Source organism: Nocardia sp. A7 (assembly GCF_046549215.1).
Classification (GTDB): domain Bacteria; phylum Actinomycetota; class Actinomycetes; order Mycobacteriales; family Mycobacteriaceae; genus Nocardia.
The window spans coordinates 2,098,402-2,118,578 of the sequence record NZ_JAJPWE010000001.1; the positions used below are offsets into that span (position 1 = coordinate 2,098,402).

Sequence of the window (20,177 nt, forward strand, 5' to 3'; positions counted from 1 at the left end):
TCGCGCCATGATCGGCAAGGGACTCCATGGCTGACCTCGCAGCGCTGCTCGACGACTTCGCCGCCGAATGCGCGGATCTGGAAAACCTGGTCGCACCGCTGACCCCCGCACAGTGGAAGACACCGACACCCGCGCCGCGCTGGGACATCGCCACCCAGATCGCCCACCTGACCTGGACCGACGAGGTGTCGGTGATCGCCGCCACCGATCCCGACGGCTTCGCCGCCTTCCTCGCCGAGGCCGCGTCACGGGCATTCACCCTCGTAGACGAGGGTGCCGAGGAAATCGCCCTGACACCGCCCGCCGACCTGCTGGTCCGGTGGCGTGCAGGCCGCGAGCAGCTCATCGCCGCACTGGCCGCCGTTCCCGCAGGCGCCAAACTGCCGTGGTTCGGCCCGCCGATGAGCGCCGCGTCGATGATTTCGGCCCGCATCATGGAAACCTGGGCCCACGGCCAAGACGTCGCCGACGCACTCGGTGTGACCCGCGTCCCCACGGCCCGCCTGCGCACCGTGGCCCACATCAGCGTCCGCGCCAGGAACTACGCCTACCTGGTCAACGGCGAATCCGGCCCCACCGAGGAATTCCGCGTCGAGATCACCGCCCCCGACGGCACCGAATGGACCTGGGGCCCCGAAGACGCCCCCCAACGCGTCACCGGCCCCGCCATCGACTTCTGCCTGGTAGCCACCCAACGCCGCCACCGCGAGGACACCGCCCTGCGCACCGAAGGCCCCGACGCCAACCGCTGGCTGGCCATCGCCCAAGCCTTCGCAGGCCCTCCCGGCCAAGGCCGCACCGCAGGGCAGTTCGCCTGATCCAATCCCATCCCCGCACCCGCGCAGATGGACACAGGCGAGCGCCAGTCTCGGAGCGCCATTCGTGCCGACTGCCCCGGACTTCATTGGCCGGGGGTAGACCGCCGTGGCAGTCGTGAATGACGCTCGCCTGCTTCTTCCAGGTACCCGTTACCGGGCGTGAGAAACACCCGGGCACGCCGAAAACGCCCCGACTAGGAGTGATACAACATCGTTTCGGATGTGGCTCTGATCTCAGCGGTGCGAAGCGGTCATGGCGCGAGGTACCACGTACCGTGGAAAGCAGCACGTGGCTTTCAACGATGCGGGCCCGCTCAGCTCGGGAATACCCACAGCCACAGGAGGGAACCGCATCGTGACCGCACATCGACCTGCTCAGATCGTGCGCCTGTCCGCGATCATCTTCTCCGGCGCCGCCAGCCTCTGCCTCACCGTGGCCGCGGGCGCCTACATCGTCAATCACATGCCCGCACTCGCGCCACCACCCGCGCAGGAGCAGGCGGGACCGGCCGTGACGCCGAATCCCGGCCATCACCGGCCCTACTCGACCGAGGACTCGACACCTCGCGTCGGCATCGAATTGGCCATGTACTCCGCAACGCCGACCCTGTCCACCGAACGGTCCGAACCCGCCGCGACGCGCACGCCGATCACCGCGCAGCAGTCCGGAGTCGGTGCGCGACCGGGTAATTCGCGGCTGGCCGGGCGGGTCGGGATCGGCAGCACCTATGTCGGCGCGCAGGTGGCACCGGCGCGCAGCGATACCATCGCGTTCACCGTTGACACCAACCTGGTGACGGTCGCGGCGAAATACCTCGGCCTGGCCCCTGATCCGACCGCGGTGACCGCGCTGCACACCGAATTCGACTCACGCCGTGGGGAATTGGTAATCGTACTGTCGGACCCCGGCCTCGGCAGCCACACACTGCGGGTGGAGCGAGTCGACGCACCGTCGGGCATCGAGCCGACCGAGGCTTCCCGTACCGAGCCCGCGGCCGAAACCGAAGCCGAGGCACCGCGGTCGGCGACCGAGGAACTGCCGACTACCGTCGGCGTGTGACACCTAGCGGCACCTCGAGCGGTGCGTACGACTTCTGCGTGGTCGGTGGCGGCATCGTCGGCGTGGCCACCGCACACAGGTTGCTGACCGAGCATCCCGGGGCGAGCTTGGTGCTCATCGAGAAGGAGTCCACCCTCGGCGCGCATCAGACCGGCCACAACAGCGGCGTCATCCACTCCGGGATCTACTACCCCCCGGACAGTTTGAAGGCACGGCTGTGCCGGGCCGGTGCGCAATGGACGAAGGAATTCGCTGCCGCCCATGACATTCCGTTCCGCGAGTGCGGAAAGTTACTGGTAGCCACCGACTCCGCCGAACACGAGCGGATGCTCGCGCTGTACGAGCGTTCGATCGCCAACGGGGTGGAGGTCGAGGCGATAGACGCGGCCGAGCTGAACCGACGTGAACCCAGGATCACCGGTGTCGGAGCACTTTTCGTGCCAGCCACCGGCATCATCGACTACACCTTGGTCACCGCCGAATTGGCCGCGCAGATCCGAACCATGGGCGGGGACATCCGGCTCGACACCCCGGTCGACGCGATCACTGAAACCGCCTCAGCTGTCACTGTTTCCGGTCCACGCGGCGCCGTCACCGCCGACACGCTGATCGTGTGCGCGGGTCTGCAGGCCGACCGGATGGCACGAAAGGCCGGTATCGATACCGACTTTCGCATCGTCCCGTTCCGTGGTGAGTACTACCGCCTCCCCGCCGAGCGGTCGGATCTGGTGCGCACGTTGATCTATCCGGTGCCCGACCCCACGCTGCCGTTCCTCGGCGTCCACCTGAGTCCCACCATCGACGGCCTGCTCACCGTAGGCCCGAACGCCGTGCTCGGATTGTCGCGGGAGGGTTACCGCAAGGGCAGTGTGAACCGGCGCGACGCCATCGACGTGCTGAGCTTCGCCGGCGTGCGCCGGGTGGCGCGTGACCACCTCGCCACCGGCGTGCGCGAGCTCCGCAATTCGGTGTTCAAGCGCGGCTACCTCGCCGAATGCCGGAAATACTGCCCGGAACTCACCACGGCCGATCTGCTCGGGCACCGCGCGGGAATCAGGGCCCAAGCGGTGCTGCGCGACGGCACGCTCGTGCACGACTTTCTGATCGAACGCACGCCGCGTTCGATTCACGTACTCAACGCACCATCCCCGGCCGCCACCTCGGCGATGCCGATCGCGGAATACCTGGTCGAACAACTCGATTCCGCTAAATAAAGAGGATACTTGTAGTACTTTTGGCCCCATCCGGATCAGGGGAGGGCCGATGGGCCACATCAGGTTTGCGAGTGACGTCGGCGCGCCAGTGGGCGCCGCTTTCGCCTACGCCGAGGATTTCCGCCACGGACCGCAATGGATGCCCGGCGTCACCTATGTCGCGCCGCTCGGCGCACCGGCGCAGGGATTGGGCGCCGCCTTCGCGGTGAAGGTCCGGCTGTTCGGGGTGGTTCCGCTGCGCTCGACGGTGGAGATCACCGAATATCGGCGCAATGCCGTGATCGGGTATACCCTGCGTGGGCGGGTATACGGAACCGTTACCCTGCGATTCGATCCACTCGGTTACGAACGGTCGGTGTTGACCTGCGAAGCCGACTATCCACCACCACGCGGCATGTTCGCCCGCCTGTGCCACGGCCTCGCTGACGCGGCCGCGAAATCGGCGCTGCGCGCAACGGAATCGCGGTTGCGAAGGGAGATAGAGGCATTCCACGGTACCGATCTTGTCGGCCGCATCGCCTAGGGTGGCGGTCATGATCATCGTGAGCACCGACGGGTCCTGCCTGCGCAATCCCGGTGGTGCCATCGGCTGGGCATGGGTGAATCACGCCGGGCCCGCCGACAGCGGTGGCGCGGTCAGCGGCACCAACCAGATCGCCGAGCTACGCGGGGTACTGGAAGCCATCCTCGCCCACCCCGGTGCGGAACCGATGCTCATCGAGAGCGACTCCCAGTACGCCATCAAATGCGCCTCGGAATGGATCACCAGCTGGCGGCGCAACGGCTGGCGCACCTCCACCGGCGGCGCGGTGAAGAACGTCGAGATCATCAAGCAGATCGACCGCGCCATCACCGGTCGCGAAGGACCGGTGCGTTTCCGCTGGGTACGCGGGCATGTGGGCAACTATTTCAACGAACAGGCCGACAAATTGGCCGGCGAAGCGGCGAGGGCGGTCCGCGAGAATCCGGACCTCAGCCGCGATGTGGCGGTGTCGGCCAAGAAGGAAGAATCACGGCCACAGAGCCGTGAACCCGCGGCGTCGGCCGCCAAGATCACGGTCTCCACAGGGAAGTCGGTTGCGCCTTCTGCACCGGCGGCAGGGACTCTCACCCTGTTCTAGGCGCGGTGCGACCGGAGTGGGACCGCACAATGAAACGCCGCGGGCGATCGATCTGCCCGCGGCGTTTCGGTTGGCTCTGTTGTCGGCTCAGTTCCCCGGAGCAGGCGCGGGGGCCGGGACCGGAGCCGGAGTCGCCTGACCGGGCGCAGGCGCCGTACCGCCGGTGGCGGCGCCGCCGTTCTTGAGCAGCGGCGAATCCAGCTTGCTGACCAGCCACTTGTCACCGGAACGCTCGAGGCTCATCTCGATCGCGAACATCATCCGGTCGGGCTGGGTCTGGGTGAAGTTGGTGCGGTACTGGGTCATGGTGACCATGGCCTTGACGTCGTCGGTGCTGCCCGACATGTACGCGCACTGCACGTCTTCGCCGGTCGACTTGACCTGGGCCTGCACCATGGCGCCCTTGAGCGCATCGCTGGCATCGCTGAACTCCTTGAGGTAGTCGCCGGTGGCGCCCGCCTTCATCGACGCGATGTAGCCGTCGAGATCCTTGGAGTAGTCGTAGTTGGCCAGGATGGCACCGTAATCGCAGGCGGCCTTGGTCGACTCGGCGATAGCGTCGAGCTTGTCGGCCTTGTTGCTGTTCTGCAGGAAGAACACCACGCCCGCGGTGATCGCGCCGACCGCGACCACACCGGCCACACCTGCGGCGATCCAGCCCGTCGAGCTCGATGTCGCGCTCGGGGCGGCGGCCGGAGCCGACGCCTCGGTCACGGTCTGCGCCTTGGCGGTCGGCTGATCGACCTCGGGAGTCGCCGCCGCACCCTTCACAGTGGGCTCGGACTTCGCCAGATCGGGCTTGTCGCCTTCGGCAGCATCGGACTTGCTCTGGGCATCGTCGCTGGTCATCGAATCAATCCTGCTCTTTCCCGGCGCACATATCGCACCGATTTCCAATGTGGTCCGTGAGCCGGGCCACACGCTTGTCCGCGAGTATGCCCGGTCAAGCTGTGAACAGCCTGGCCGGGCACCATCTCACTTGGCGGGAATAGGCGTCTGCTCATTCGGGTCGACACCAGGAGGCATCTGCGCGCCATTGTTGGGCACGTTCGGGCGCGGGGCGTTGGCCGAACCACGGATCTGCAGGTCGGCGCTCGGGTTTGTGCAGTAGTTCCACTTCGGAATACTGCCGTCCTGGACCTCTTCGTTGCGCCGGTACTCGGTGTCGTAGTTACACGTCGGACGCGGCCAGATATCGAGGATGGTGTGGAACTCGCCGTCGTGCGCCGGGGCGCCGATCGACCCGAGACCCAGCGCCAGCGAGGGGAACAGCAGCCGCATGGCGGGCTGACGCAACTGCGCCGCCTTGGTGATGGCCACGAAGTTGGCCGCCAGCGAGCTGATCGGATCGGCGGTCTTGTCCAGCACCGCGCCCAGGGTCTCGAACTGGCCCGGCGCGTTGTCGAGCACGCCCTGCAGCTCGGCGTTGGCATTGTTGAACTGCGTGAGCAGCGCACCTGAATTGCTGGTGAGCGTCTGCAGATCCGGCTGGGCGTTCGAGGTGGTCTCGGCGATCACCCGCAGATTGGCGATGAGATTCACCGTCTGCGGCAGCAGGTTGTCCAGACCCGCGACCACCAGGCTGACGCCGTTGATCAGGCCACGCAGCTGGTCGGGACCGGCACCGAGCGCGATGTCGAGCTCGTCGAGGATGATGCTGAACTGCTTCGGATCCACCGAGCCGATCAGCGCGCTCGTGTCATCGAGCACGGCCCACACCGGAACCGGCGTCTGGATCTGCTCCGGGCTGAACTTGATCACCGCGCCGTCACCGAGGAACGGGCCGACATCGCTCTTCGGACGGAAGTCGATGTACTGCTCGCCCGCCGCCGACAGCGCCGCCACCTGGATCAGGGTGTCGACCGGGATCTTGAAGTCCTTGTCGATCCGGGTCTTGGCGGCGATCGCCTCGCCGTCGTTGATCAGTTCGATCGAGGTGACCTTGCCGATCCGGAATCCGCGCATGGTCACGTCGTTGCCCGGCTGCAGACCGCCGGAGCGGTCCAGGTTGACGGTGACGTCGTACTCGGACCGCAGCGGATTGACCCGCATCACGTTGACCAGCAGATACGTCCCGCCGATCAACAGCACGACTATGAGCGCGCAGTTCGCCAGCAAGACCTTGCTGCCCGCGAACTTCTTCAGCCTGCTCATCGGTGGCCTCCCACTCGGCCCTGAACGATCTGCAGCACCTGGATGAAGCTGCCGACGAAATCGTTCACATCTTTCATGTCCCACAGCTTGCTGTTCGCCGGGTCGGTCAGCAGGCCCACATCGAGGTTGGTCAGCGTCGCGTACGGCGCCAGACCCTTGCCCTTGAACGTCTGGTTGGCACCGGGGCGGATCGCGTGCAGTTGATCCATCACGTAACCGAAGTTGTCGCCGGTCGCGGCCAGCGCGTTCATCAGGTTGTCGAGATTGGTGAGCAGACCCGCGAGCTGGTCACCGGTGGTGTTGGAGTAGTCACCGAGGGCGTAGGTGGCCGTGGCCAGCTTGGTGAGCAGGTCACCGATCGCCCGGTTGTTCTCGGCGATGGCACCGACAGCCTGGGGCAGCGTGTCCGCCACCTGACCGAGCTGACCCTTGTTGGCCTCGATGGTGTTGGCGAGAGTGTTGAACTCCGTCAGCACCGAGTCGACCTTGGTGCTGTTGGCGTTCAGTTCGCCGATGACGCCGGTCATCTCGTAGATCAGATGCCCCAGCTCACCGCCGTGCCCGTTGAGGATCGAGCCGAGTTCGGTACCGAGCCTGCTCAGGCTGGCGACACCGCCACCGTTGAACAGCATCGACACCGAGACCAGCAGCTCTTCCACCGTGGCACCCGCCGAGGTGGCCTCCAAGGAGAAGGTGTCGCCTTCGGCCATCTCGCCGGCACCCGCGCCGTTCTTCGGCTGGCTCAGCGCGATGAAGACGTCACCGAGGGGAGTGGCCTGGCGCAACTCCGCGGTACTGCCCTTCGGCAGCTTGAAATCGGTGTTGATCTCCATGTCGACCACGGCTTCGAAGTTCTTCGTCGTGATCGACGACACGACGCCGACATCGGAACCGCCGACCTTCACCTTGGCCTGGTCGGGCAGGTTCAGCGCGTTCTCGAACTTCGCGTGCAGGGTGTAGGTCTCGCCGCCGGTGCCCGGCTTGGGCAGCGGCAGATCCTCCACGGTGAAACCACAGCCGGTCGTGATCGCGACCGTGGCCAATGCGGCTGCGGAGAGCAGCGCGCGGCGGGCCTTCATCGTCATTCGTCGGTTCATTTCGTCAGTCCGAGCAGTGCGGCGGTGAGCCCGTAGTCGGGGCCGAAATCCTGGACGTTTCCGGTGCGGCAACCATCGGAGCGCATCTGGATCCGCTCACAGAACAGGCTGACGAGCTCGCCGGAGAGGGCGGTACCGATCAGCGCGTGCAGTCGGACGAAGCCCTTCTCCTTGTTGATCGCGCCGTCGATGTTCTGCATGAGCATCGGGACCACGTCGACGATCTCGACCAGCGCGCCCGAGTTGTCGCGCAACTGGTTGGTGACCGTGGTCAGCCCGGTCAGCGAGGCGGCCAGTTCGTCCTGGTGCCCGGCGAAGGTCGTCGAGGTGTTGGCCAGGAACTGGTTGAGCTGGTCGAGGGTGGCCTGCAGGCCGGGGGCCTGCTCGGCGAGCAGCCCCGTCATGGCGGTCATCCGGTCGCTGAAGTCGCGCACCGACTGATCGTTGTCGGCCAGCATCGTCGTCAGCTCGTTGAGCTTGATGATGATGTTGGAGATGGCGTCCTTGTTGTCGACACCGACCTTCAACGCACCCGAGAGCGCGTCGAGGGTTTCGCGGATCTTCTGGCCGTTGCCGTTGAGCACCGGGTAGAGGACCCGGCCCGACAGCGGGCCGAGACCCTCCTGGCCGGGTTGCGGCTTCAAAGCGGCGGCGAACTGATCGATGGTCTTGATCATCGTGTCCAGTTCGACCGGTGTCCTGGTCCGCGCCTTGGGCAGGTGATCGCCGGACTTCAGCGTCTCACCGCCGGTGAAGGGCGGGCTCACCTCGATGTGGCGGTCGGTGACGATCGAGGGCGAAATGATCGCCGCGATCGCGTCTTTCGGGATCTTCACGCCCGCGTCGATGGTCATGTGGACCTCGACGTAGGTGCCCTTCGGCACGATCTTGTCGACCTTGCCCACCGCCAGGCCCAGGACCATGATCTCGTTGCCCTCGTACATGCCCGCGATGTTCTCGAAGTCGGCGGTGATCTTGGTCGAGCGGCCGAGCGCGTCGTCGAACTGGCTCGGCAACAGCGAGCAGCTACCGAGTGCCAGCGCGGTGGCGGCGATCATCATCGTCCGCGCGACGCGGAGCTTGTTGGTCAGTTTCATCCTTGGCACCCCTGGATCACCTGAACGAAGCACAGCCAGTTGTCGGGGAACAACCACGGCAGTGCGACCGAGCCGTAGTTGCCGTTGCCGAGGGCGTTGTTGAAGTAGCGCGCCGTCGGCTGTCCGATCTGCAGCAGCTTGTCGAGATTGTCCTTGTTCTTCTGCAGTCCTTCGGCCATGGTGTTGAGCTGGCCGATGGTGCCGCCGAACTGATTACCGTTCTCGGCACCGATCTCCTCCAGCTGACGGGTCAGCGTGGCGACATTGTCGAGCAGCTGACGCAGCAGACTCTGCCGTTCCATCACCCGGTTGGCGATGGCCTCGCCCTGGGTGATGACGAGCAGGATCGAGTTGCGATTGTCGGCGAGCAGCTGCGTGACCCGGTTGAGGTCCTTGATCAGGCTGTCGACCTCACCCTTGCGCTGGTCGACGACCTTGGCGACCGCGCCGACGCTGTCGAGCGCCTGGGCGACCAGCTCCGGCGAATCGCCGAGCTGGGAGTTGATGGTGTTGAGCGAGGCGGCGAGCTTCTTGGTGTCGAGCGCCTCGAACTTCGGCGTACCGACCTGCACCACATCGGCGATGTTGTACGGGACGTCAGTGTTGGTGCGCGGGATCGTGTCGTTCTTCAGGCCCGATCCGTCGCCGGGCTGCAGGTCGACGTAGCGCGCGCCGAGCAGGGTCGCCATCTTGATCGCGGCGTGCGCGTCGGGACCCAGCTTCAGCGAGCTGTCCACGTCGAGGGTGACCACCACGTGATCGCCCTCGATCCTGGCACCGGAGACCGTGCCGACCTGCACACCCGAGACCGCGACCTTGTCGCCGGTCTTGATGCCCGCGGCCTGCACGAATTCCGCGTCGATGGACTGTTTTCCGAGCCCGATGAACTGGAAGATGCTCGAACCGACCAGCAGCAGCACGATGCACAGCGCACCGACCACACCCAGCCAGAAGTTGCGGTTACCGGCGAAGGCCGACTTGATCTTGCTCATCTGCACACCTCGGAGTGGCCGTTGCCACCGATCTGGCTGAACAGGCCGCGCGGGAAGAGAACCCCGTACAGCGATACGTCCAGACCACACAGGTAGGCGTTGGCGTGGGTACCCTCCGACGTCATCCGGCCGAGGTCGGCGAGCATCGAAGGCATGTCGATCGCGACCTGGTCGAGCTTGGCGCCGTTGGCCAGCAGCAGGTTCAGCGCCGCGGTGGACGAGTTCTGGGCCATCGCCAGTTTGGGCTGGATCTTGGTCATCATCCCGACCAGCGCGGTGGTCGAATCGGCGAGGGTGGCCGTGGAAGCCTGCAGCGACTGTCCTTGGTCGTAGAGGCCGCCGATCAGTGCCCTGGTCTGGGTGATCAGGGTCTCCAATTCATCCCCTCGCTTCGCCAACCCGGCCATCACTCCGGACAGGTTGGTGATCACGTCGGACAGAATCGCGTCGCGACGTTGGAAGTCGGTGGCCAGCTGGGCCGCCTGAATGATGAAGGCCGACAACGACACTCCGTCACCCTGCAGCGCCTGGATCAGCGTCTCCGACATCGCGTTGACCTCGGCGGGCTCGAGCGCCTGGAACAGCGGCTGGAAACCGTTGAGCAGAGCCGAGATATCGAACGAGGGCTCGGTGCGATCGAGCGGAATGGTGGCACCGCTCTTGAGCGCCTCCGGGCTCGGTGTGGCACCCGGAGTCAGCGCGACGTAGCGCTGACCGATCAGGTTCTGGTACCTGACCAGCGCCTTGGTGTCGTTGAACAGTGTCTGGTCGCTCTGCACGATGAACGACACCTTGGCGTCGTTCTTGCCATCGAGCTCGATGTTCTCGACCTTGCCGACGCGCACGCCGGCCATCCGGACATCGTCGCCGGGCCGGAGCCCGAGGACATCGGTGAAGATCGCGGTGTACTTGCGGGTGTCACCGTCGACCGTGCGGGCGAGTGTGTTCCACACGACCACGGTGACGAGCAGTGAGACGAGCGCGAAGATACTGAACCCGATCAGCGGCTTGCGGATACTCATGCGCCACCCCCGTTTTCGGACACTTGCAGGGTTCCGCCCTTCAAAATCGGACCGAGCAGCAGATATTCGGACGCGTTCGGCTTGCGGCCGAGCAGCTGAGTCATCGCCGCGTCACCGGAGTAGGAGATCGGCGTCGCGGCAGGCGTTGTCGCCGGAGCGGGCGCCGAGGCCGGTGCGGCCGCCGGAGCGGGCGCGCCACCCAGCACACCGGGCAGGCCCGGAATCTGGATCGGCGGGACGATGCCCTCGAGCGGCGTGCCCTGGAACGGCTTGATCTCGGTACCGTTGGCGGTCTGCATCGGCGCGACACCCGGCGTGGTCAGACCCGGGATGTCGGGCATGCCCGGGATCGACACCAGCGGCGGCAGGCCTGCCGCGGAGTCGAGCCTGCGCGGACGCAGGTTCTCCGGCATCGGCGGCAGCGAAACCTCGGCCGGTGCGGTGAAGCAGCTCGGTCCGAGCAGATCGCCGTAGCGCGGGCAGTCGGCGACGGTGTTGGGCTTGTACGGCGTCAGCGTGATGCCGGCGTTCCACACCATCTGCTTGCCGCTCGGGCCACCGTGGAAGGTGGTGTTGAGCTGGGCCAGCGACGGACCGAACACCCGGAACAACTCGGTGATCGAGGCCGGATCGGCGGCCAGCGCACCCAGGGTGGCGTTCATGCCGACTGTGACTTCCTTGCCCACATCGGGATTCGTGGCGAACAGGTCGTTCACCCGATCCGTGGTGGCACTGGCACCGGCCAGCAGCGCGATCAGCTGTTCGCGCTTGGTGGCGATGGTGTTCGCGGTCTGTACCGAGGAGCCGAGCACGTCGAGCAGTTCCGGCGCCGACTGGTTGAGCGCACGCGCGGAGTTGGAGAAGTTGTCCAACATGCCGCCCACGTTCGGGCCCGCGTCGGCGACCGTGGTGAGCCAGTGATCGAGGCGCTGGATGGTCGAGCCGGGGACTCGGCCGCTGCCGTCGAGTGCCTGGGTGAGCGTGCCGAGCACACGACCGAGCTGCACCGGATCGACCTCGTTGAGGATGTCGCGCACCGTGGTGAGGGTGTCCTGCAGCGCGATCGTGCCCTGGCTGCGGTCCTCCGGGATCTGCGAGCCCTCTTTCAGGTGCTGGCTGTTCGCGCCGTTGTAGACCAGCTCCACGGAGGTGACCGCGAACAGGTTGGACGGCACGACGCGGGCGGTGACGGTGTTCGGAATGCCGTCGGCGAACTCGGGCTTGAGCTCGATGTTCACCTTCTGCTCGGCGCTCTTGCCGATCTCGACGTTCTTCACCACGCCGACGAGCACGCCGCGGAACTTCACGTCGGCATCCGAGGGCAGGCCGTCACCGGTGGTCGACAGGTTCGCGACCACATTGACCTTGGGTACGAAGTAGCCCTGGTACCTGGCCGTCAGGAACGCCAGGATGATGACGAAGACGATCAGGCCGGCGGTACCGGCCACGTACAACTGCTTCATGGTGGGACCGCGCCCACTGGGATCGATGATCATCGCGCGCTTACCCCGAGATCCTGATGCCGGGGTTGATGCCCCAGATCGCCAATGTCATAACAAGGTCGGCGAACACGACCAGGATGATGCACATCTTGATCGCGCGACCGGCCGCGACGCCGACGCCTTCGGGACCACCCGAGGCGAAGAAGCCGTAGTAGCACTGGATGAACGTGGTGATCATGACGAAGATGATCACCTTGAGCAGTGAGTAGAGCACGTCCGTCGGCACCAGGAATTGGAAGAAGTAGTGCGAGTAGGTGCCCGCCGCCGTACCGCCGATCAACTGCACGGTGACCGAGCAGGCCAGGTACGCCGTCGTCAGACCGACTGCGTACAGCGGCACGATCGCCATCACCGCGGCCATCATCCTGGTGCTGACCAGGTAGGGCAGCGGGCGGATCGCGATCGATTCGAGCGCGTCGATCTCCTCGGAGATGCGCATGGCGCCCAACTGCGCGGTGAATCGACAGCCCGCCTGGGCCGCGAAGGCCAGTGCCGCCAGCAGCGGACCGAGCTCGCGAGTGGTGGCGAAGGCCGAGATCGCGCCGGTGATGGGGCTCAATCCGAGCAGGTTCAGCGAGGTGTGGCCCTGAATGGCCACCGTCATCCCGCCGAAGGCGCTGATGATCAGGATGACGCCGATGGTGCCACCACCGACGACGATATTGCCGTTACCCCAGGTGACGTCGGAGAGCAGACGCCAGATCTCCTTCGGGTACTGCTTGAAGGCCAGCGGAATGGAGCCGACCGAACGCAGGAAGAAGAAGACCTGGTGGCCGAGGCGGGCGAGCATGTCGCCGGGCGCCTTGCTGGCTTTCTGCAGCGACCGGATCGGCCGCAGTAGGGGAGGTACGTAAGTAGATGACATGGCTCAGACCACCTGTGGGGGGAAGACGGCGGCGTAGATCTGGGTGATCGCCACGTTGACACCGAGCAGCATGACGGTGGAGCTGACCACCGCGGAGTTCACCGCGTTGGCGACGCCACCGGGACCGCCGCGAGCGTTCAGCCCGCAGTCACAGGCGATGATCGAGGCGATCAGACCGAACAGAACCGACTTCAGCAGCGCCACCGCGAGGTCGCGGGTGACCGCGAAGGAGGCGAAGGTGCTCATGTAGGAGCCGGGGGTACCGCCCTGGGCGAAGATGTTGAACATGTAGCCGGTGAGAAAGCCGACGAACACGACGAAGCCGCAGAGCAGGAAGCTGACCAGCATCGCGGCGCCGAGGCGGGGAGCCACCAGGCGGCGCAGCGGGTCGACGCCCATGACCTTCATCGCGTCGATCTCTTCACGGATGGTGCGCGAGCCGAGGTCGGCGCAGATGGCCGAACCGACGGCGCCCGCGATCATCAGCGCGGTGACCAGTGGCGCGCCCTGCTGAATGATGCCGAGGCCGTTGGCCGCACCGATGAACGAGGTCGCACCGACCTGACCCGCGACCGCGCCGACCTGGATCGAGACGATCACCGCGATCGGAATGGCGACCAGCAGCGTCGGCGCCGCGGCGACACTGGCCATGAACGCGGATTGGCGAACGAACTCGTCGAAAGGAAAGCGCCGACGGAAGATCGCGACGATCAACTCCGTGATCGCTTCGATACCCATCGTGATCTGTCGGCCGAAGGTCTCCAGCGACTTTTTCGGGTGGTCGTCCCAAAGGCCCTTCGTCCAGTCGACAGCCTCGCTGGCTCGTGAACGTGTGGGCGGACTCTCGGTCGACTGCACTGCCATAACCCCTCTCGACGTCGGGCCCTCAACGCCCCGACGACTTGTTTGCTTGACGCACCTTACTACGGAGTAGCGGAGAACACATCACCGACATGTGAGCGCTGTCATAGATAGAGGTCACTGTCCGAATCGGCTATGAGACACGTCATCACGGACCCTACAGCCAACAATTCTCGTGTTCACATGATTAGGCGGGAAGGTGTTTCCCCCATGGTTTCCCAGTACCCGACCTCGCGGCTAAGGAATATTGCGGAACTTTGTCATTCATAACGAATCCCTCGTCGAATTATCTGAACAAATCACGTGCGAAACACGAACGACGCGCCGCGACACGATTTCAATAGGGGATCGCTATCACTTCGGTCCGTGTCGGCGCCGTGGGAGCGAGCAGCAAACGCACCGGTCCGGTGGCGCGCCCGGGACCGAATACAGGCACGATAGACAGACCGTATTGATATCGTGCGAACTTCCGACATCTGGAGGGACATGTTCAGCAAACTCGCCAAGGTGGCCAACACCGCCTTCGCCGTCGCGCTCGGTGCAGCCCTACTCGGCACCGGCGCGGCCACCGCGCAAGCAGGCCCCCCGGTGATCGGCGGCGGCTCCGGCATCGTGATCGACAACGCGTTCGAATGCACCGTCACCACGGTGGGGTACGACGGGGCGGGCAGGCTGGTCGGGCTCACCGCTGGCCATTGCGGCGACGCGGGGGCGACGGTCAGCGCGGAGGTGGATCGAGGGTACGGCGAGATCGGCCGATTCGCGTACAGCAATCACGAACTCGACTACGCGGTCATCGAGTTCACGCCGGGCCGGATCACCCCGGTCAACCGGATCGGCAATGTCAGCATCACCGGCGTCGGCGGGCCGGCGCAGTTCCCCACGATCGTCTGTAAGGAAGGCCGGACCACCGGCAACACCTGCGGCATCACCTGGGGTGACGTCTTCCAGACCAATACCGAGACCTGGTCGCAGATGTGCGTGGTCGAGGGCGATTCCGGCGCACCGGTCGTCGTCGGGTCGACGCTGGTCGGCATGGTGAACGCCTACCTGGCCGTGGCCTGCTTCGGGCCCGAGGTCGGCACGAACATGAACTCGATCATCGACGACATCAACGCCCGCGGCGGCGTCGGTTCGGGTTTCCGCCCGATCTAGTTCCCTGTTCTCCGCGATATCGAGCGGGTCGCGTGATTGTCCACGCGGCCCGCTATTTCTCTGTGACCTGCGCGATCGTGGGGGCGAGCGCCGGACCGTCGGCGCCGGCGCAGTGTGGCAGGCAGTCGACGCGCTCGGGCTCGGGCGCCCGGCGCGGAACCCGCAGCAACACCGCGGCGATGCCCGCACCGAGGAGAAGCAGCATCGCGCACCAGCGCATCGCGGTGTCGAACCCGGCGGCGAAGGCGACCGGATCGTTGAACGCGCCCGACAGCCCGGCCAGTCCGGGTAGCGCCGCCACCGCGAGCAACTGCGCCGTGCGCGCGACGGCGTTGTTCACCCCGGACGCGATACCCGCCTCGCCGTCGCGCACCGCACCGAGCACCGCGCCGGTCAACGGCGCGACCATCACCGACAGGCCGAGCCCGAAGACGAACACACCCGGCAACACCTCGGTGAGATAGTCCGCGTCCGCCCCGATCCGCTGCAACGCGAACACCCCGCCCGCGGCCAGCAGCGGACCGAATGTCATCGGAATACGTGGTCCGTGCCGCTGCGCCCACCGCCCCGCGGGTGCCGAGAGCACCAGCATCAGCAGTGTGACGGGCAGTCCCGCGGCGCCCGATGCCATCGGCGAATACCCGGCGACCAGCTGCAATTGCAGGACGAGCAGGAAGAAGACGCCGCCGAGCGCGGCGTACACGAGCAAGGTCACCAGGTTCGCCGCCGTGAACACCCGCGACCGGAACAGCGAAGGCGGTACCAGCGGATTCGGGCTGCGCAGTTCCACCAGTACGAAACACACCAGCGCGCCGATCCCGACGGCGACCAACGTGGCCCGCCCATCGATGAGTCCCAGCGTGAGCGCACCGAGCGCGACCGCGACGATCACCGCGCCGGGCACGTCGATCCGGGTCGGCGCCGCCGGATCACGGCTCTCGGGCACATGTTTCATCGCGACGACGGCGACCAACAACGCGAGCGGCACATTGAGCAGGAAGATCGCCCGCCACCCGACCAGATCGATCAGCCCACCACCCAGCAGCGGCCCGAACGCACCGGCCACCCCGCCGAGCCCGGACCACAGTCCGATCGCACTGCCCTGATCGCGCCGATCGATCGACGCCGAGATCAGCGCCAGGCTCCCCGGCGTGAGCAGCGCCCCCGCCACGCCCTGCAGCAACCGGGCGACGACCAGCATCTCGATGTTCACCGCGGCCGCGCACAACAGCGAGGTGATCGCGAATCCGACGATCCCCCAGACGAATACGCGACGGCGGCCGAGCCGGTCACCGAGCGAACCGCCGAGCAGGATGAACGAGGCGAGCGTGAGGGTATAGCCGTTGACCGTCCACTGCAGCCCCGCGACATCGGTGTGCAGCGATTCGCCGATGCGCGGCAGCGCGACGGAGACGACGGTGGCGTCCAGCGACGCCATCGACGAGCCGAGGATGGTGGCGAGCAGAATCCACCGGCCCGCGGCCGACTTCAGCCGAACCGTCTCGGTCACGACTCCAAGTTAGCCGCCGCGTCGGTCTTTCGCCTGATTACAGGCTTTCCACGCAGACGACTACCTTGCGCTCGGCGTATTTGAAACCGGAATCGGCGACGTCGGGGCAGTCGTCGACACTGTCGGAGCTCTTGTTGATCGTGATCACCTTGACCGGTTCGGTCCCGCCCTCGCTGCAGTCGATGCGCTTGGGTTCGTCGCCGCCCACGTCGATGCAGCCGCCGACGACCCAGTCGATGTCGAGGCACAGCGCGCCGGTCTCGATGCCGTTGAGCGTCTCGGCGTAGAAGTTGTCGCGGTCGCTGACACAGCCGCTGCTGGTCTTGGCTTTGGCGATGACCTTGTAGTTCGACGAGCGGCTACCGCAGGCGGCCTTCTCGATGGTCGCGTCGTCGACGGTGCCGCCGAGCGACACGCAGTCACCGATATTGGCCTGGAAGTCGGTTTTGCCGCCCTTGCTCGAGGTCGGCGCGGGCTTGCTCGTGGTGGGTTTGCCGGTGGTCGACTTGCCCGGCTTGGTGGTCGGGGTCGCGCCGCTGGTCGCGGGGACGACGTCGATCGCAGGCTGGGCGTAGCCGTCGATGGTGCCTCCGCAACCGGTCGAGACGAACGCGGTCACGGTGATGGCGATCGCGCCGACGAGCCGGCCGAATGGCAAATCTGCAAACACCCCTTGTGAATACACCACTCGAGCCACTCGCGTCGACTCCACTCGGCGGGTCGGTCCCTGCGATAGGCTTGCGATTCCGGTCGCCACGCGCGGCGCGGGGCCCCCGATCGCGGATCAGGAGGTGACCGTGAGCAGTACCCCATCGCCGGGAACGCCGGTCGGCGACTTCGCGGCACCACGGCAGATGGTGGTCGATCCGCGCTTCATCCGCCTCGCCGATCATTTCTTCGGGATGTTCTCCCAGCCGAGCCGCGGTGGTGGTGCGCTGGCCATTTACCTGAACGGCGGCCCGGTTGTCGATATCTGGGCGGGCTGGGCGGCCAAGGATCAGCGCTGGAACGGCGAGCACATCGCGCTCACCTTCTCCACCGGCAAGGGTGTCGCCGCCACCGTGCTGCATCGGCTGGCCGAGCGCGGGCTGATCGACTACGAGGAGCCGGTGGCCACCTACTGGCCGGAGTTCGGGGCGCACGGTAAGGACGACATCACCGTGCGCGACGTGCTGTCCCATCGCGCGGGCCTGCACCGGGTGCGCGGGTTGGTGCCCGGTCGCGAGGGCATTCTCGACTACGACGCGGTGGTGACCGCGCTGGCCGAGAGCCCCGCCGACCCGCGCCGTATCCGCGGCTCGGGCTATCACGCGATCACCTTCGGCTGGCTGGTCGCCGAGATCGTGCAGCGGGTGACCGGCGACCCGTTCACCGAGGTACTGCGTCGAGAAGTGGCGCAGCCCTTGGGAATCGACGAATTCTGGTTCCAGGTGCCGCCGGGCGAGCGGCATCGGATCGCGAAGATCTTTCCGCACTTGGCGCCACCGGGGGTCCGCTGGAACACCGCGTCGTCGGTGCTGTCGTGGGTACGGCCCGCGCGCGGGCTGGCCGAGGCCGGCATGCCGGAGAGTTTCGACGAGCTGGTCCGCGACCCGCGGGTGCACGATGCGGTGATGCCCGGTTGGAACGGCGTGTTCTCGGCGCGGGCGCTGGCCAAGATGTACGGAGCACTCGCCAACGACGGGAAAGTCGGCGACGTGCGGTTTTTGCGGCCGGAGACCATCGAGGCGATCAACCGGACCCAGCAGACCAGCAGCCGCGACTACGTCCTCGGCCTACCCATGCGGTTCACCCTCGGCTATCACCGCCCGGTCCTGATGACCAAACAGCAACCCCGAAACGCGTTCGGCCACTACGGCGTCGGTGGTTCCGGTGCGTACGCCGACCCCGATCTCGGAATGTCGATAGCGTTCGTCACCAATCGATTGGGCGGAGCGGTCACCGCACTCGGCGATGCCCGCCTGGCCAAGCTGGCGGCAATGGCCCAGGGCACTGTGCGCCGCGTTCTCGGCGCGCCTGCGCCTCCTGAACCTTTGGCGTAGGTGAGCCGTAGATACAGACATGACCTCGCCGACCCCCGCCACGCCGCGCTGGTCGTGGTTGCACGGACTGGCCGCGGGGCGCGATTTCGAGGGCTACCTGCGACGACGGGCCGCGCGCAGCGATCCGTTCGCGGTCGGGTTCCCCGGGTTTCCCGCGGTGCTGTTCACCGGTACCGCCGAGGGTGCGCGCGAACTGTTCCGGGCGCCCGCGGCGTTGCTCGAGCCGCCGCGACCCAATCCCATCGAGCCGATGGTGGGTGCCGCGTCGCTGATTCTCAGTTCCGGAACACGGCATCGCGCGGATCGCGCGCTGCTGGCTCCCGCGCTGCACGGTGCCAGGGTGCGATCGCTGGGTGAGGTGATCCGCAATGCGACGTTGCACGAAATTCGAAACGGCACAGCAGGTCCCTGGCAGCTGGGCACGCGGATCGATTCCCTCGCTGCCGCCCGTGCCATCACCTTCCGTGGCATTCTCGCCGCGGTGTTCGGTGCCGGTTCCGATCGCGCGGCCGAATACGGCGGTGTGGTCGCCGATTTCCTCGGCGCCTTCACCACCCCGCTCATGGTCGCACCTGTATTACGCCGTGACATAGGCGGTTTCGGGCCGTGGAAACGATTCACCACGGCACGCGAACGGCTGGACAACCTGATCCTGGCCGACATCGCCGCCCGTCGCCGCACCGGCCCGGCCGACGGCGATCTGCTCGACCTCCTGCTCGCCACCCGCTACGACGACGGCACCACCCTCACCGACACCGAACTCTGCGAACAACTACGCACCCTGCTCGTCGCCGGTCACGAAACCACCGCGACCACCCTCACCTGGGCGCTCTACCACCTGCACCGCGCACCCGACCTGCTCACCCGCCTGCTCGCCGAACTGCCCACCGCGGGCGACGACCCCGCCGAACAGGTCCGCCTTCCGCTCCTCGACGCCGTCTGCCAGGAAACCCTGCGACTGCACCCACCGGTGCCGATCGTGTTGCGCACCGTGACCGCGCCGTTGCGCTGGCGCGGGGTCGACGTCGCGGCGGGCGCCACCATCGGCCTTGCGGTCGGCGTACTCCACCGTCAGTCCTCGATCTGGCCGGCACCACACCTGTTCCACCCCGACCGGTTCCTCGACCGCAAATTCAGCCCCTTCGAGTTCGCGCCGTTCGGCGGCGGACACCGCCGCTGCATCGGGGCGACGCTGGCCGACCACGAGCTGCGGATCGTGCTGGCCACCCTGCTGACCGAGGTCCGGTTGACGCTCGAGCCCGCGCTGGCACTCGGCAGGCGACCGCGCACCGTGCCGCGCAATCTCGCGACCGCGCCGGATCGGGCGATCCACTTCACACGGTCGGGGTGATCTGCCTCACGTGAGGTTTGAGACTCACACCGATGTGCTTCCCCGCTGTTCCCACGCACCGCCATCGACTCGCCGCTGTGAGCGCGGTGTTTGACGAAAGCCGAAGAATCACAGTCCGTTATGTGACCCACGGCACAGAGTTGCGAGTCTGTTATCACCGCGCAACACGGCTGGCACTCAGTCAGCAGGTGCGGGTAGTAATGGTAGGTCAGGGTCGGGGAGTCGTTACCTCGTAGAGACCCGTCGCGGCCTCTGCGTCAATCGAGAACAAGCGTCACTGAGTAGATCTCGGGCCGCCGCACGCGGAACGAGAGAT

At 66.3% G+C, this 20,177-nt stretch carries 19 protein-coding genes; 8 read left to right on the top strand and 11 right to left on the bottom strand.

The annotated features are described in order from the left end of the window. Positions 1 to 26 precede the first annotated feature (26 nt). From ACLJPD_RS09525 to ACLJPD_RS09545, 5 genes are all read left to right on the top strand, one after another. On the top strand, positions 27 to 818 hold the full coding sequence (locus tag ACLJPD_RS09525) for a TIGR03084 family metal-binding protein (protein WP_410871504.1): 792 nt from the start codon (positions 27 to 29) through the stop codon (positions 816 to 818). Between the two features lie 355 nt (positions 819 to 1,173). Beyond that, the gene (locus ACLJPD_RS09530) at positions 1,174 to 1,878 is read left to right on the top strand and encodes a hypothetical protein (protein ID WP_410871506.1); all 705 of its coding nucleotides are present in this window, start codon (positions 1,174 to 1,176) and stop codon (positions 1,876 to 1,878) included. Beyond that, the gene (lhgO, locus tag ACLJPD_RS09535) at positions 1,875 to 3,092 is read left to right on the top strand and encodes an L-2-hydroxyglutarate oxidase (RefSeq protein WP_410871508.1); all 1,218 of its coding nucleotides are present in this window, start codon (positions 1,875 to 1,877) and stop codon (positions 3,090 to 3,092) included. The genes ACLJPD_RS09530 and lhgO overlap by 4 nt, the downstream gene beginning before the upstream one ends. Before the next feature lie 49 nt (positions 3,093 to 3,141). Next, positions 3,142 to 3,615, top strand: coding sequence for an SRPBCC family protein (locus tag ACLJPD_RS09540; RefSeq protein WP_410871510.1), 474 nt, complete (start codon positions 3,142 to 3,144; stop codon positions 3,613 to 3,615). A 10-nt stretch (positions 3,616 to 3,625) separates the two neighbouring features. Further along, positions 3,626 to 4,213 (top strand): ribonuclease H, encoded by a 588-nt coding sequence (locus tag ACLJPD_RS09545; protein ID WP_410871512.1) that lies wholly within the window; start codon positions 3,626 to 3,628, stop codon positions 4,211 to 4,213. 87 nt (positions 4,214 to 4,300) lie between these two features. Here ACLJPD_RS09545 and ACLJPD_RS09550 read toward each other — a convergent pair whose 3' ends face one another. The 9 genes from ACLJPD_RS09550 to ACLJPD_RS09590 form a co-directional block, all read right to left on the bottom strand. Further along, a complete protein-coding gene (locus ACLJPD_RS09550) occupies positions 4,301 to 5,062 on the bottom strand; it encodes a hypothetical protein (RefSeq protein ID WP_410871513.1) in 762 nt (253 codons plus the stop codon). 126 nt (positions 5,063 to 5,188) lie between these two features. Then, complete coding sequence (locus ACLJPD_RS09555; RefSeq protein WP_410871514.1) at positions 5,189 to 6,367, bottom strand: MlaD family protein; 1,179 nt, start codon at positions 6,365 to 6,367, stop codon at positions 5,189 to 5,191. Further along, entirely contained in the window at positions 6,364 to 7,452 is a 1,089-nt protein-coding gene (locus tag ACLJPD_RS09560) for an MCE family protein (protein ID WP_410871516.1), read from the bottom strand. Before ACLJPD_RS09560 ends, ACLJPD_RS09555 begins: the two co-directional genes overlap by 4 nt. A gap of 8 nt (positions 7,453 to 7,460) precedes the next feature. Then, positions 7,461 to 8,561, bottom strand: a complete 1,101-nt coding sequence (locus ACLJPD_RS09565; protein WP_410871517.1) for an MlaD family protein — start codon at positions 8,559 to 8,561, stop codon at positions 7,461 to 7,463. Then, positions 8,558 to 9,553, bottom strand: coding sequence for an MCE family protein (locus ACLJPD_RS09570; RefSeq protein ID WP_410871518.1), 996 nt, complete (start codon positions 9,551 to 9,553; stop codon positions 8,558 to 8,560). Before ACLJPD_RS09570 ends, ACLJPD_RS09565 begins: the two co-directional genes overlap by 4 nt. Continuing rightward, positions 9,550 to 10,575, bottom strand: coding sequence for an MCE family protein (locus tag ACLJPD_RS09575; protein ID WP_410871519.1), 1,026 nt, complete (start codon positions 10,573 to 10,575; stop codon positions 9,550 to 9,552). The genes ACLJPD_RS09570 and ACLJPD_RS09575 overlap by 4 nt, the downstream gene beginning before the upstream one ends. After that, positions 10,572 to 12,071: an MlaD family protein gene (locus ACLJPD_RS09580; RefSeq protein ID WP_410871520.1), complete on the bottom strand. Its 1,500-nt coding sequence runs from the start codon at positions 12,069 to 12,071 to the stop codon at positions 10,572 to 10,574. The genes ACLJPD_RS09575 and ACLJPD_RS09580 overlap by 4 nt, the downstream gene beginning before the upstream one ends. 7 nt (positions 12,072 to 12,078) lie before the next feature. Continuing rightward, entirely contained in the window at positions 12,079 to 12,942 is an 864-nt protein-coding gene (locus tag ACLJPD_RS09585; protein ID WP_410871521.1) for an MlaE family ABC transporter permease, read from the bottom strand. Between the two features lie 3 nt (positions 12,943 to 12,945). After that, positions 12,946 to 13,806, bottom strand: coding sequence for an MlaE family ABC transporter permease (locus tag ACLJPD_RS09590; RefSeq protein ID WP_410871522.1), 861 nt, complete (start codon positions 13,804 to 13,806; stop codon positions 12,946 to 12,948). 483 nt (positions 13,807 to 14,289) lie between these two features. On the opposite strand from ACLJPD_RS09590, the gene ACLJPD_RS09595 reads away from it, so the two are divergent. After that, entirely contained in the window at positions 14,290 to 14,958 is a 669-nt protein-coding gene (locus ACLJPD_RS09595) for a S1 family peptidase (protein WP_410871523.1), read from the top strand. 52 nt (positions 14,959 to 15,010) lie between these two features. Here the strand turns inward: ACLJPD_RS09595 and ACLJPD_RS09600 are convergent, their stop codons facing one another. Further along, positions 15,011 to 16,468, bottom strand: coding sequence for an MFS transporter (locus ACLJPD_RS09600; protein WP_410871524.1), 1,458 nt, complete (start codon positions 16,466 to 16,468; stop codon positions 15,011 to 15,013). Between the two features lie 37 nt (positions 16,469 to 16,505). Continuing rightward, positions 16,506 to 17,138, bottom strand: coding sequence for a hypothetical protein (locus tag ACLJPD_RS09605; RefSeq protein WP_410871526.1), 633 nt, complete (start codon positions 17,136 to 17,138; stop codon positions 16,506 to 16,508). Between the two features lie 184 nt (positions 17,139 to 17,322). Between ACLJPD_RS09605 and ACLJPD_RS09610 the strand changes: the two genes are divergently transcribed. Next, positions 17,323 to 18,510, top strand: a complete 1,188-nt coding sequence (locus ACLJPD_RS09610) for a serine hydrolase domain-containing protein (protein WP_410871984.1) — start codon at positions 17,323 to 17,325, stop codon at positions 18,508 to 18,510. A 19-nt stretch (positions 18,511 to 18,529) separates the two neighbouring features. Beyond that, positions 18,530 to 19,861: a cytochrome P450 gene (locus ACLJPD_RS09615; protein WP_410871527.1), complete on the top strand. Its 1,332-nt coding sequence runs from the start codon at positions 18,530 to 18,532 to the stop codon at positions 19,859 to 19,861. Positions 19,862 to 20,177 lie beyond the last annotated feature (316 nt).

What these genes read in the sequence shown, in the direction of transcription:
- ACLJPD_RS09580 (WP_410871520.1), bottom strand. Translation starts at nt 12,071, where the DNA reads ATGATCATCGATCCCAGTGGGCGCGGTCCCACCATGAAGCAGTTGTAC.
- ACLJPD_RS09615 (WP_410871527.1), top strand. Translation starts at nt 18,530, where the DNA reads ATGACCTCGCCGACCCCCGCCACGCCGCGCTGGTCGTGGTTGCACGGA.
- ACLJPD_RS09595 (WP_410871523.1), top strand. Translation starts at nt 14,290, where the DNA reads ATGTTCAGCAAACTCGCCAAGGTGGCCAACACCGCCTTCGCCGTCGCG.
- ACLJPD_RS09570 (WP_410871518.1), bottom strand. Translation starts at nt 9,553, where the DNA reads ATGAGCAAGATCAAGTCGGCCTTCGCCGGTAACCGCAACTTCTGGCTG.
- ACLJPD_RS09560 (WP_410871516.1), bottom strand. Translation starts at nt 7,452, where the DNA reads ATGACGATGAAGGCCCGCCGCGCGCTGCTCTCCGCAGCCGCATTGGCC.
- ACLJPD_RS09610 (WP_410871984.1), top strand. Translation starts at nt 17,323, where the DNA reads ATGGTGGTCGATCCGCGCTTCATCCGCCTCGCCGATCATTTCTTCGGG.
- ACLJPD_RS09525 (WP_410871504.1), top strand. Translation starts at nt 27, where the DNA reads ATGGCTGACCTCGCAGCGCTGCTCGACGACTTCGCCGCCGAATGCGCG.
- ACLJPD_RS09585 (WP_410871521.1), bottom strand. Translation starts at nt 12,942, where the DNA reads ATGTCATCTACTTACGTACCTCCCCTACTGCGGCCGATCCGGTCGCTG.
- ACLJPD_RS09540 (WP_410871510.1), top strand. Translation starts at nt 3,142, where the DNA reads ATGGGCCACATCAGGTTTGCGAGTGACGTCGGCGCGCCAGTGGGCGCC.
- ACLJPD_RS09550 (WP_410871513.1), bottom strand. Translation starts at nt 5,062, where the DNA reads ATGACCAGCGACGATGCCCAGAGCAAGTCCGATGCTGCCGAAGGCGAC.
- ACLJPD_RS09545 (WP_410871512.1), top strand. Translation starts at nt 3,626, where the DNA reads ATGATCATCGTGAGCACCGACGGGTCCTGCCTGCGCAATCCCGGTGGT.
- ACLJPD_RS09590 (WP_410871522.1), bottom strand. Translation starts at nt 13,806, where the DNA reads ATGGCAGTGCAGTCGACCGAGAGTCCGCCCACACGTTCACGAGCCAGC.
- ACLJPD_RS09575 (WP_410871519.1), bottom strand. Translation starts at nt 10,575, where the DNA reads ATGAGTATCCGCAAGCCGCTGATCGGGTTCAGTATCTTCGCGCTCGTC.
- ACLJPD_RS09555 (WP_410871514.1), bottom strand. Translation starts at nt 6,367, where the DNA reads ATGAGCAGGCTGAAGAAGTTCGCGGGCAGCAAGGTCTTGCTGGCGAAC.
- ACLJPD_RS09565 (WP_410871517.1), bottom strand. Translation starts at nt 8,561, where the DNA reads ATGAAACTGACCAACAAGCTCCGCGTCGCGCGGACGATGATGATCGCC.